Genomic DNA, 11,756 nt, shown 5'->3' with positions numbered 1-11,756 from the left:
TCAGCTGATTGTCAAAATGGCTTCCTTCGGGAAGCCTTTTTTTTGCTTTGCTGCCGGAGGATGTTGTAAGCCGGATAAGACATGTTGGCGTTGCTATCCGGCAATAACAAACGGCAGGGCGTTTACTGTGTCACGCAGGTGCCTTTCTCGCCCGTTAATATCTGCGGTGCATCTTTGAGGGCGCCGATAAACGCCGAACTTCCGGTTTGCTTAACAAAATGGATCACTGCTGCCGCTTTTGGTCCCATTGCGCCATCCGGAGCCGCAAAAGGTGCTAACTCTTCTGTTGTCACGTGTCGTAATGCGCGCGCCTGCGGCGTCCCCCAGTGTTCATAGACGGCATCGGCATCGGTCAGGATCAGCAGGTGATCGGCGTTGATGGCATTCGCCAGCACCGCCGCCGTCAGATCTTTATCGATCACCGCTTCGGTTCCCTGGTATCCATCGCCCTGAGTCACCACCGGAACGCCGCCGCCGCCACAGCAAATCACCGTATGTCCCGCTTCCATCAGCATCTGGATGGCATCGCTGTCGAGGATGTTTTGCGGCATTGGTGAGGGAACGACCCGACGGATGTACTGCCCATCGGCCTTCATCGTCCAGCCGTAGCGTTGCTCCAGTTCAGCCTGTTGATCGGGTTGATACACCGGCCCAATGTATTTACCCGGCGTAGCAAACGCCTCATCCTTGGGGTCTACCTCTACCCGAGTCATCAGTGTGGTCACCGGCGTGCCGCCCACGTTTTGCGTCAGCGCCTGGGCGATAGCAGCCCCAATCATTCCCTGGCTTTCGGCCACCAGTATATCAAGTGGCCAGGCGGGAGATTCTGTATATGCCGCGTTCTGCAACGCCAGTAACCCTACCTGAGGCCCGTTACCGTGAACAATCACCAGTTGATAATCGCGGGCCAGCGTCGCTACCCTTTGCGCAAAAACCTGAATGCTGCGCTGCTGGTTTTCCGCGCTCAGTATCTCTCCGCGCTGTAATAATGCATTTCCACCCAGCGCAATAACCAGTTTCTTTTTCATTATGATCTCAATGTGAAAAATATCCCGTGGTCAAAATAACGTTACTGACTTTTTATAATGTGACTTATTCGACAGCTTATTGACTGATAAAAATAACGTGTTAATTCGGATTATTTTTAATTGGTTTGTTTAAAATATTTAAAAAGTGATTGTTAGACTTTTTTTAATAATGCTGTGGTCAGTTCCCAGGAATTTATAACAATGGATTTTGTGTGATTTTGCTCAAACGAAATGGCGTCATGGCCCGATATGGTGAGCACAGTTAAAACATCAAGCCTCATCAATCGTCAGATAACCTGAGGTGTTCAGCGGTAAATATTACCGGGAGATTATTTATGTCTGAATCATGTGAAGCGACTGAGGTCACGAAGAAAAAAGGAATACCGGCCTGGTGGGTTACCATTTTCCTGTTCTGGCTGGGATGGATTTTCATGTACGCCGATCGGACGGTATTGAACCCGGTGATGGGTGAACTGGAGAAAGAGTTTGGTTTAAGTGGAACGCAATTAGGCATTCTTAATTCTGTGTTTTATTTTTCTTATGCGTTATTACAGGTTCCGGCCGGAATCCTCGGTGACAAAATCGGTAAGAAAAAAGTGCTGGTGCCAGGGTTTATTCTCTTTGGCGTGTTCACTGCAGTTACCGGCTGGGCAAAAAGCTGGTACATGCTGCTGTTTGCTCGTGTGGTAACCGGCGCGGGAGAAGGGACCTACTACGGTCCTCAGTACGGCCTTTCTTCAGAGCAAATCCCTAAAAAGTACCGCTCGCTGGGTAGCGCAATTATCAATAGCGGTATGGCTTTTGGTATCGCGCTGGGGCTGATGACCTCAAGCTGGCTGGTGTACGATCAGGGCCATTCATGGCGGATGCCATTTTACGCGATGGCGGTTCCTTCGGTGCTGGTGGGGATTGCGATCTGGTTGTTTGTAAAAGAAAAGAAACGTACCGTAGATACCGACGGTCAGCCGGTGAAAAAAGGCAAATTCAGCGATCTCCTGAAAAACCGCAACCTCGTTCTGACCTATATTATGGTGTTCTGTAGCCTGTTTGGTTTCTTCGTTATTCTGACCTGGCTTCCCTATTATCTGCAAAATGAGCGCGGTATTGCCGGTAGCGAAACCGGGTTTATCTCTTCGCTGGTGGCCTGGATTTCAATTCCCGGCGCGCTGTTATTCTCCAGCCTCTCTGACAAATTAGGTAAGCGCAAACCGTTAATTATGTTCCTCGTCCCGGTGGCGATCCTCAGCATGCTGTCTATTGTCTGGATGCCAAATATGACCGGTGTGATTGTCGCGCTGTGTGTTTACGGCCTCGTCGGCAAACTGGCGCTGGATCCTGTGCTGGTTGCGCTGGTTGCTGATAGCGTCGATGAAAATAATTACAGCACCGCGTTTGGCTTATTTAATTTTATCGGCATGAGTTCCTCCATTCTTGCTCCCATTATTGCCGGTGCGGCGCGCGATATAACGGGCAGCCTGGCATCCAGTTTTTATGTGTCAGCCATTCTGCTAGTTGTTGGATTGGTTGCCATGCTGTTTTTGAAAGAAAAACGTACATAAGAGGTAGCGGTAATGATTTACGCCTTTATTAAAAAGGGAAGCTTTCAGGACTCCGTCAGCCTGATGATTATTTCCCGGAAATTAAGTGAGCGCCCGGAAGTCGACCAGGTTTCCGTCATGATGGGAACGCCAGCGAATAAAGCGATGCTGGATTCCACGGGCTTCTGGCATGACGATTTTGCTGAAGCCACACCGAACGATATTTGTGTGGCGGTACGAACGCATGATGAGCAACCCGAGATCCTCGAATTAATTCGCGACCAGCTGGAAAAAGAGTTGAGTGCGATTGCCAGTGCCTCGGGTAGTTCACAACAACTGCTGAAGGCGCGCCGCTGGGAGAGCGCGTGCCAGAAATTGCCGCAGGCTAATCTGCTGCTGGTTTCGGTTGCCGGGGAGTATGCGGCCTCGGTGGCGAAAGAGGGGCTGCTGGCGGGTAAGAACGTGATGATGTTCTCCGATAACGTGCCGCTGGAGCAGGAAGTCGAGCTGAAAACGCTGGCTCGCGAAAAGGGGCTAATCGTGATGGGACCGGACTGCGGGACGGCGATGATTGCCGGTAGTCCCCTGGCTTTCGCTAACGTGTTACCAGAAGGTGGGATTGGCGTGATAGGGGCATCCGGGACCGGCATTCAGGAGGTTACCTCGCAGATCGCGCTGCATCAACAGGGCGTCAGTCATGCCATCGGCCTGGGAGGGCGCGATCTGAGCGCGGAAGTGGGCGGCATCAGTGCATTAACGGCGCTGGAGATGCTGGCTGCCGATGATGCCACGCGAGTGATCGCGTTTGTCTCCAAACCGCCGTCACCGCAGGTCAGAACCCGTATTATTAATGCAATGCAGAAGGTGGGGAAACCGGTGGTTGCGCTCTTTCTCGGCAATAAACCGGAACAGCGTCGTGAGGGGAACGTCTGGCTGGCGGATTCACTCTCGGATGCCGCCCAACTGGCCGTGTTGCTAATGCGTGTGGCGGAGCAGCGCCTGATTCAACCCGAGGTCGCAGGGAAAGGTATTTATGGTCTGTATGCCGGTGGAACCCTCGCGGCGGAGGCGGCGATGCTGCTTTCGGCCGGGCTGGGTGTACCGGTAAGCGAAAGCCACGCTGCTGGCGTCATGCTCGACGCGCAGGGCCATCGCATTGTTGATCTGGGGGATGACAGCTACACGTTAGGCAGACCGCATCCGATGATCGACCCGACAACCCGCAGTATTGAAATCGAAAAGCTGGCAGCGATGCCGGACGTGGGTGTACTGCTGCTGGATGTGGTACTGGGCTATGGCGCCTGCGCCGACCCGGCGGGCGCGGTTGTTGAGGCAATCGAACGGGTTCGTGCGACGCGGAGCGCGCCGCTGGTAACTATCGCCACCATGACCGGAACCGATGCCGACCCGCAGGGGCGTAGCGGACAAATTGATATCCTGCGTGACGCAGGCATCGCCGTGGTGGAAACCCTGGAGGAGGCGGTGCTGCTTGCTATCAGCCTGACACATCATCAGGACGCCCGTCCTTCCGCCGAACCTGACACGTTGCTGGATGGCGTACAGGTTATCAATGCCGGATTGCGCAGTTTCGCGCTGGATCTGCAAAGCAGCGGCACGCCGGTTGTGCATTATCAGTGGGCGCCGATTGCCGGTGGCAATGCGCGTCTCGCCAGTTTACTCAAGCAGTTACATTAATTCAGAGGTACCGATATGTATTCATCAATTGCACAGGCTAACGACGCCATTATTGAACGCATTAAAGCCGCGCGCCCGCACTGGGTTGCTGTCCGTCCTGCGAAAGAGGCGGTGGTTGAATTGTCTTGCGGACGTAAATTACTGCACGCCGGTCCACCGATTGCCTGGGAAGAGATGACGGGGCCAATGCGCGGTGCCTGTATCGGCGCATCGCTGTTTGAGGGCTGGGCGGCCAGTGAAGAAGAGGCTCTGGCTCTCCTGAACCAGGGCGAGGTGGAGTTTATCCCGTGCCATCATGTTGGCGCCGTCGGCCCGATGGGCGGAATCACTTCTGCGAACATGCCAGTGCTGGTGGTGCGAGACGTGGTGCACGGCAATCAGTCCTGCTGCAACCTGAACGAAGGGATCGGCAAGGTCATGCGCTTCGGTGCCTACGGTGAGGATGTGCAGACGCGTCTGCGCTGGATGCGCGATACGCTGGCACCGGTGCTGCAGGAGGCTTTATCGCGCATGGAGAACGGCGTGGATCTGACGGCGATGATGGCTCAGGCGATTACGATGGGTGACGAATTCCATCAGCGCAATATCGCGGCCTCGTCGCTGCTGCTGCGCACATTGTCTCCTGTGATTGCGGATCTGGACCGACCGAAAGCCGAAATCATTGAAGTACTGCAATTCCTGAGCGTGACCGATCAGTTCTTCCTTAATCTGGCGATGGCCTACAGCAAAGCGGTGATGGACGCGGCGGCAGAGATTAAAGCCGGTTCGGTGGTGACAGCAATGACGCGCAACGGTCGTGAGTTTGGGATCCGCGTCAGCGGCACCGGAGATCGTTGGTTTACTGCACCCGTGAATACGCCGCAGGGCCTGTTCTTTACTGGCTACAGCCAGGCTGACGCCAACCCGGATATCGGTGATAGCGCAATTACTGAGACGTTGGGTATCGGTGGCGCGGCAATGATTGCGGCACCCGGCGTGACGCGTTTCGTTGGTGCCGGCGGTATGGGCGCCGCGCTGGAAACCTCCGAAGAGATGGCGGAAATCTATCTGGCTAACAACCCGTTGTTCCAAATCCCGTCCTGGGATTTCAAGGGGGCGTGTCTGGGGCTGGATATCCGTCGCGTTGTCGAAACGGGGATTACGCCACTGATCAACACCGGGATCGCTCATCGCGAAGCCGGGATTGGCCAGGTTGGTGCGGGAACGGTTCGCGCACCGCTGCTCTGCTTTGAGAAAGCGCTGGAAGCGCTGGCGGAAGAGCATCACATCACGGCATAAGTGACGTGTTAAAGGGGCGGCAGTGCCGCCCCGGAGTGGACCGATGAATACACTCAATACTCTGGCCTGCGCCGGGCTTTATCGACTACCTGATGGTAAATGGACGCTACACAGTCGCTTCTCGCAGGCGATCAATTTTAGTCATGCAAACGGCGATTTACTGACGTTATACCGCTACGGTAAAGGTATGGGGCCGGCAGGCATGCTGTTGAGCCGTGCTCAGTTTTCCCGCCTGACGGCGGTTTCGCACCTGTACAAAACCGGGGAGCTGCTGAGCGGGCAGGGGGTAATCCTTTGCCCTCAACGCCAGCTCAGATTGCAACTGGAACCCGGTGTCATCGCTCCTCTCGACCTCTCTTCTTGCGTTCAGCAAACCGGCCTGGGGGGCACACTCAACCAGCCACTCAATACATTGACGTGTTACCCGGAGATTATCGCCGGGCTGGAATGCTGGGGGAGTGGCGCAGTGCCTGACTGGCGTTGGCTTATCGGGCGAGGTCCCGGACTCACGCCCAGCGGTGATGATATGCTGACAGGGATGCTGGCGGTCTTTATTGCTGCCGGGATACCGGTTCACCTTTTTTTACCCCCGGCGGATCAACTCGCACTGCTGACAACTTCGGTAAGCTGTAGCTACCTTAATAGTGCCAGAGTGGGCGAGTTTTCGACGCCAGTGTTGGGCGTGATACGTAGCTTGCAAGCCGGGCGTGACGCAGGCCGTGCGCTTCACCGCCTGCTCACGGTGGGGCACACCTCCGGCGCTGACACCGTGTTGGGGATTGCGCTGGCGCAACGCTGGCTACAGACAGCTGACTCAAGGGGAATGCATGCTCGATCAGGAAACAATACGCACATTTATTCGGGTGGCTGAGACCGAGAGTTTTTCCCGTGCCGCCAGCTCGCTGCATAAAACGCCCGCGGCAATCAGCTACCGCATAAAAACGCTGGAAGAACAGGTGGGAACGCAGCTTTTTTTACGCACCACGCGTTCCGTCAGCCTGACGCTGGCCGGTCAGCATCTGCTCGAACATTGTCGCCAGTGGCTCAACTGGCTGGACGCCATGCCCGATGAGTTGCAGCAGATCAACGCGGGTGTCGAACGTCAGGTCAATATCGTCATCAACAATTTGCTGTATCAGCCGCAGACGACCGCCGATTTACTGACGTGGCTGCATCAACAATTTCCCTTCACCCGCTTCCAGATCTCCCGCCAGGTTTATATGGGCGTGTGGGATTCGCTGCTGTATGACGACTATCAGTTGGCGATTGGCGTGACCGGTTCCGAATCCCTGTCAAACAACATATCGTTGCTGCCGCTGGGGGACATTAGCTGGCAGTTTGTGGTGGCGCAGAATCACCCGTTGGCCAGCCATCCGGCAACGGTGTTATCCGATGACATGCTGCGTCGTTACCCCGCCATCAACATTGAAGATACGTCACGCACGCTCACCCGTCGTGTGGCCTGGCTGTTGAGCGGACAAAAGGAGATTAAAGTTCCGGACCTCAGCACCAAGCTGGCCTGTCACTTAAGCGGTCTGGGCGTCGGTTTTTTACCGGAGCGTCTGTGTCGTCCTTATGTAGAGTCGGGCGCGCTGGTGGCTCGTTCGGTAGTGAATCCTCGCCAGCCATCACCGCTCTCTATCGCCTGGAAGAATGCCGGAAGTGGAAAAGTGGTTAGCGAAATTGCCGATATTTTTAAACAGAAAAATGCGCTGGTGGGAGGATTTTTGCGGATGGTGGATCGTCCCGCAGAGCGGCAATAGTCGTGTAATCCAGAATTGGAACATAAGGGAAATGGCATATTCCCCCATTATTGTTTACCTTTAACAGGGTATTTTCGTGAGATTGATCTCATTTGCTCTGATTTGTTATGACCAAGGAACATGTAATGGAAGATTTGAATGTTGTCGACAGCATCAACGGTGCGGGGAGCTGGCTGGTCCGCAACCAGGAATTGCTGTTGAGCTATGCCGTCAATATCGTGGCGGCAATTGCCATTATTATTGTCGGGATGATTGTGGCGCGTCTGGTATCGAACACGGTTAACCGTCTGATGGTGGCGCGTCATATTGATGCCACCGTGGCAGACTTTCTCTCCGCGCTGGTGCGCTACGGGATTATTGCCTTTACGCTGATTGCCGCGCTGGGTCGGGTTGGGGTACAGACGGCATCGGTGATTGCGGTGCTCGGTGCCGCCGGTTTGGCAGTCGGTCTGGCGTTGCAGGGATCGTTGTCCAACCTGGCCGCAGGCGTTCTGCTGGTCATGTTCCGTCCTTTCCGTGCCGGGGAGTATGTTGATCTGGGCGGCGTCGCCGGGACGGTGCTGAATGTACAGATTTTCTCCACCACCATGCGCACCGTGGACGGTAAAATTGTCGTGATCCCGAATGGCAAAATCATTGCCGGCAATATCATCAACTTTTCCCGCGAGCCGGTACGCCGTAATGAGTTCACTATCAGCGTCGCCTACGACTCTGATATCGATAAGGTGAAGCAGATCCTCACGGGTATTATCGAGTCGGAAGACCGCATTCTGAAAGATCGCGAAATGACGGTGCGTCTGAATGAGCTGGGTGCGTCATCGCTCAACTTTGTGGTGCGTGTCTGGAGCAACAGCGGCGATCTGCAAAACGTGTACTGGGACGTGCTGGAGCGAATCAAGCGTGAGTTTGATGCCGCCGGTATTAGCTTCCCGTATCCGCAAATGGACGTCAATTTCAAACGCGTGAAAGACAGCGCGGCAGAGTAATGGTGTGCCGGATGCGCATTGCGCCATCCGGCAAATCCCTTCGATATTAATTTCCCTAATATGCGATTAATATTATCCATTTCCGCTAATAATTATCCCGCGCTATAGTCTGCGCTATAAAGACAACGCTCAGGATGATTATCGTGATATCGTATTATTTTCAAGGTATTGCGCTCGGCGCCGCCATGATACTTCCGCTCGGCCCGCAGAATGCTTTTGTGATGAATCAGGGGATACGTCGCCAGTATCACATCATGATTGCGCTGCTGTGCGCCGTCAGCGACTTGTTACTGATTTGCGCCGGAATTTTTGGCGGTAGCGCATTATTGATGCAATCGCCCTGGTTGCTGGCGCTGGTCACATGGGGTGGGGTGGCTTTTTTACTGTGGTACGGCTTTGGCGCGTTAAAGACGGCGATGAGCAGCAACCTGGAACTGGCCAGCGCAGAAGTGATGAAGCAGGGGCGCTGGAAGATTATCGCCACTATGCTGGCGGTGACATGGCTGAATCCACACGTCTATCTGGATACATTTGTGGTGTTGGGCAGTTTGGGCGGACAACTGGATGTGGAACCCCGACGCTGGTTTGCGCTCGGCACCGTCAGCGCCTCCTTTCTGTGGTTCTTCGGGCTGGCACTGCTGGCGGCGTGGCTCGCACCGCGACTGCGAACCGCAAAAGCGCAGCGGATCATCAATATGCTGGTCGGCCTGGTGATGTGGTTTATCGCTTTTCAACTGGCAAAAGAAGGCGTTGCGCATGTTCACGGTTTGTTCAACTAAGCGTTGTCTGATGGACAACACACTATTTCGCGCTAAGCTTGCCTGCATGCGCCCTGAAATTTGGGGCAACTCACGTAACATGGAGGAGCGACAGTGAAGTTCAAAGTGATGGCCCTGGCGGCATTAGTGGGATTCAGTGCAATGTCGGTGCAGGCAGGCGAATTGCCTGATGGACCGCACATCGTGACTTCCGGGACGGCAAGCGTGGATGCTGCTCCTGATATTGCCACGCTGGCAATTGAGGTTAATGTTGCGGCGAAAGACGCGGCGACAGCGAAGAAACAGGCTGATGAGCGCGTTGCGCAATACCTTTCCTTCCTTGAGCAAAATCAGGTCGCGAAAAAAGACATCAGTTCGGCGAATCTGCGCACACAGCCGGATTACGACTACCAGAACGGGAAAAGCATTCTGAAAGGGTATCGTGCGGTGCGGACTGTCGAAGTGACGCTGCGTCAGCTCGATAAACTCAATCCGCTGCTGGACGGTGCGTTGAAGGCGGGACTGAACGAAATTCGCTCTGTATCGTTGGGCGTGGCGCAACCGGATGCTTACAAAGACAAAGCGCGTAAAGCGGCGATTGATGATGCGATACATCAGGCGCAGGAGCTGGCGGCAGGGTTTAACAGCAAGCTGGGTCCGGTTTATAGCGTGCGTTACCATGTCTCGAACTATCAGCCAAGCCCGATGGTGCGGATGATGAAAGCGGATGCGGCACCGGTATCTGCTCAGGAGACTTACGAGCAGGCGGCGATTCAGTTTGATGATCAGGTCGATGTGGTGTTCCAACTGGAACCTGCGGCGGGCCAACAACCGGCAACGGCAACGAAAGCGCAATAATCGAAATGCCGGATGGCGCTGCGCTTATCCGGCCTACAGATACGCGTCCTGTAGGCCGGATAAGGCGTTTTCGCCGCCATCCGACATGACTAACAATTACTTCGCAATACGTTTGTACTTGATACGCTTCGGCTCCAGCGCGTCTGCGCCCAGCGTGCGTTTCTTGTACTCTTCGTACTCGGTAAAGTTACCTTCAAAGAACTCCACTTTGCCTTCATCCTGGTAGTCCAGAATGTGAGTCGCGATACGGTCGAGGAACCAACGGTCGTGCGAGATAACCATCGCGCACCCCGGGAACTCCAGCAGGGCGTTTTCCAGCGCGCGCAGGGTTTCGATATCCAGATCGTTGGTCGGTTCATCAAGCAGCAGCATGTTGCCGCCAACCTGTAACAGTTTCGCCAGATGCAGACGACCACGCTCACCGCCGGACAGTTCACCAACGCGCTTGCCCTGGTCAACACCTTTGAAGTTAAAGCGGCCAACGTAGGCGCGGCTTGGCATTTCGGTGTTGCCGATCTTCATGATATCCAGCCCGCCGGACACTTCTTCCCACACGGTTTTACTGTTATCCATGGCGTCACGGAACTGATCGACAGAGGCCAGCTTGACGGTTTCACCCAGCGTGATAGTGCCGCTGTCAGGCTGTTCCTGACCGGACATCATGCGGAACAGCGTCGATTTACCCGCGCCGTTCGGGCCGATGATACCGACGATCGCGCCTTTCGGTACGGAGAAGCTCAGATCGTCAATCAGCACGCGGTCGCCGTAGGATTTGCGCAGGTGGCTGACCTCAACGACTTTATCGCCCAGACGCGGTCCAGGTGGAATAAACAGTTCGTTGGTTTCGTTACGTTTCTGGTACTCGGTGCTGTTCAGTTCTTCAAAGCGTGCCAGACGGGCCTTGCCCTTAGACTGACGGCCTTTCGCGCCCTGACGAACCCACTCCAGCTCTTTCTCGATAGATTTACGGCGCGCCGCTTCCTGAGAGGCTTCCTGCGCCAGACGCTGATCTTTCTGCTCCAGCCAGGAGGAATAGTTACCTTCCCACGGAATACCTTCGCCGCGGTCCAGTTCGAGGATCCAGCCCGCAACGTTGTCGAGGAAGTAACGGTCGTGGGTAATCGCCACCACGGTGCCTTCGAAGTCATGCAGGAAGCGTTCCAGCCAGGCCACGGATTCGGCATCCAGGTGGTTGGTCGGTTCGTCGAGCAGCAGCATGTCAGGTTTTTCTAACAGCAGACGGCACAGTGCGACACGGCGACGTTCCCCCCCGGAGAGCGTCGCGATCTTAGCGTCCCAGTCCGGCAGACGCAGGGCGTCGGCCGCGCGTTCCAGTTGCACATTCAGGTTATGACCGTCGTGCGCCTGAATGATCTCCTCAAACTTGCCCTGTTGCGCGGCCAGTTTATCGAAATCGGCATCCGGCTCGGCATACTTTGCGTAAACCTCATCCAGACCTTTCAGCGCGTTGACGACTTCCGCCACCGCTTCTTCGACAGATTCGCGAACGGTGTGCTCCGGATTAAGCTGAGGTTCCTGCGGTAAGTAACCAATTTTGATGCCTGGCTGCGGACGGGCTTCGCCTTCAATATCTTTATCAATACCCGCCATGATGCGCAGCAGGGTAGACTTACCGGCGCCGTTAAGGCCCAGTACGCCGATTTTTGCGCCAGGGAAGAAGCTCAGAGAGATGTTTTTAAGAATATGACGTTTCGGCGGAACGACTTTGCCGACACGATGCATGGTATAAACGAATTGGGCCACGTTGGACTCGCCTCTGTATTTATCGTGATGATTAAATGTTTTCAAAGGCGAAGTGTAGCCTTTTTCCCCTCTCAATCCCAGCCAGCAG

The 11,756-nt window shown here is 54.9% G+C and carries 10 protein-coding genes; 8 read left to right on the top strand and 2 right to left on the bottom strand.

Features of this window, described 5'->3' with window-relative positions:
- Positions 1 to 122 precede the first annotated feature (122 nt).
- On the bottom strand, positions 123 to 1,028 hold the full coding sequence (locus I6L53_RS18525; RefSeq protein WP_042324052.1) for a carbamate kinase: 906 nt from the start codon (positions 1,026 to 1,028) through the stop codon (positions 123 to 125).
- 335 nt (positions 1,029 to 1,363) lie between these two features.
- Here I6L53_RS18525 and I6L53_RS18520 point away from each other — a divergent pair, with 335 nt between their 5' ends.
- From I6L53_RS18520 to I6L53_RS18485, 8 genes are all read left to right on the top strand, one after another.
- The gene (locus tag I6L53_RS18520) at positions 1,364 to 2,587 is read left to right on the top strand and encodes an MFS transporter (protein WP_042324049.1); all 1,224 of its coding nucleotides are present in this window, start codon (positions 1,364 to 1,366) and stop codon (positions 2,585 to 2,587) included.
- Between the two features lie 12 nt (positions 2,588 to 2,599).
- Positions 2,600 to 4,261 (top strand): acyl-CoA synthetase FdrA, encoded by a 1,662-nt coding sequence (locus I6L53_RS18515; protein WP_042324047.1) that lies wholly within the window; start codon positions 2,600 to 2,602, stop codon positions 4,259 to 4,261.
- 15 nt (positions 4,262 to 4,276) lie between these two features.
- Positions 4,277 to 5,539: a YlbE family protein gene (locus tag I6L53_RS18510; protein WP_042324044.1), complete on the top strand. Its 1,263-nt coding sequence runs from the start codon at positions 4,277 to 4,279 to the stop codon at positions 5,537 to 5,539.
- Positions 5,540 to 5,582: 43 nt separating this feature from the next.
- Entirely contained in the window at positions 5,583 to 6,410 is an 828-nt protein-coding gene (locus I6L53_RS18505) for an oxamate carbamoyltransferase subunit AllH family protein (RefSeq protein ID WP_042324043.1), read from the top strand.
- Positions 6,367 to 7,302, top strand: a complete 936-nt coding sequence (allS, locus tag I6L53_RS18500; RefSeq protein ID WP_042324042.1) for an HTH-type transcriptional activator AllS — start codon at positions 6,367 to 6,369, stop codon at positions 7,300 to 7,302. The genes I6L53_RS18505 and allS overlap by 44 nt, the downstream gene beginning before the upstream one ends.
- Positions 7,303 to 7,427: 125 nt before the next feature.
- Positions 7,428 to 8,288, top strand: a complete 861-nt coding sequence (locus I6L53_RS18495; RefSeq protein WP_042324041.1) for a small-conductance mechanosensitive channel MscS — start codon at positions 7,428 to 7,430, stop codon at positions 8,286 to 8,288.
- A 143-nt stretch (positions 8,289 to 8,431) separates the two neighbouring features.
- A complete protein-coding gene (gene argO / locus I6L53_RS18490) occupies positions 8,432 to 9,067 on the top strand; it encodes an arginine exporter ArgO (RefSeq protein ID WP_042324143.1) in 636 nt (211 codons plus the stop codon).
- A gap of 93 nt (positions 9,068 to 9,160) precedes the next feature.
- Entirely contained in the window at positions 9,161 to 9,904 is a 744-nt protein-coding gene (locus tag I6L53_RS18485; RefSeq protein ID WP_042324040.1) for an oxidative stress defense protein, read from the top strand.
- Between the two features lie 96 nt (positions 9,905 to 10,000).
- Here I6L53_RS18485 and ettA read toward each other — a convergent pair whose 3' ends face one another.
- On the bottom strand, positions 10,001 to 11,668 hold the full coding sequence (gene ettA, locus I6L53_RS18480) for an energy-dependent translational throttle protein EttA (RefSeq protein WP_042324039.1): 1,668 nt from the start codon (positions 11,666 to 11,668) through the stop codon (positions 10,001 to 10,003).
- Between the last annotated feature and the right edge of the window lie 88 nt (positions 11,669 to 11,756).

The sequence above is a fragment of the Citrobacter farmeri genome (assembly GCF_019048065.1).
GTDB classification, from domain to species: Bacteria; Pseudomonadota; Gammaproteobacteria; order Enterobacterales; family Enterobacteriaceae; genus Citrobacter_A; species Citrobacter_A farmeri.
Note: the sequence above shows the minus strand (reverse complement) of the source record. Positions and strands in the feature narration are given on the sequence as shown.

Excerpts from the sequence above, each read along its gene's own strand:
- allS (WP_042324042.1), top strand. The coding sequence starts at position 6,367 with ATGCTCGATCAGGAAACAATACGCACATTTATTCGGGTGGCTGAGACC.
- I6L53_RS18515 (WP_042324047.1), top strand. The coding sequence starts at position 2,600 with ATGATTTACGCCTTTATTAAAAAGGGAAGCTTTCAGGACTCCGTCAGC.
- I6L53_RS18525 (WP_042324052.1), bottom strand. The coding sequence starts at position 1,028 with ATGAAAAAGAAACTGGTTATTGCGCTGGGTGGAAATGCATTATTACAG.
- I6L53_RS18520 (WP_042324049.1), top strand. The coding sequence starts at position 1,364 with ATGTCTGAATCATGTGAAGCGACTGAGGTCACGAAGAAAAAAGGAATA.
- I6L53_RS18510 (WP_042324044.1), top strand. The coding sequence starts at position 4,277 with ATGTATTCATCAATTGCACAGGCTAACGACGCCATTATTGAACGCATT.
- I6L53_RS18505 (WP_042324043.1), top strand. The coding sequence starts at position 5,583 with ATGAATACACTCAATACTCTGGCCTGCGCCGGGCTTTATCGACTACCT.
- I6L53_RS18495 (WP_042324041.1), top strand. The coding sequence starts at position 7,428 with ATGGAAGATTTGAATGTTGTCGACAGCATCAACGGTGCGGGGAGCTGG.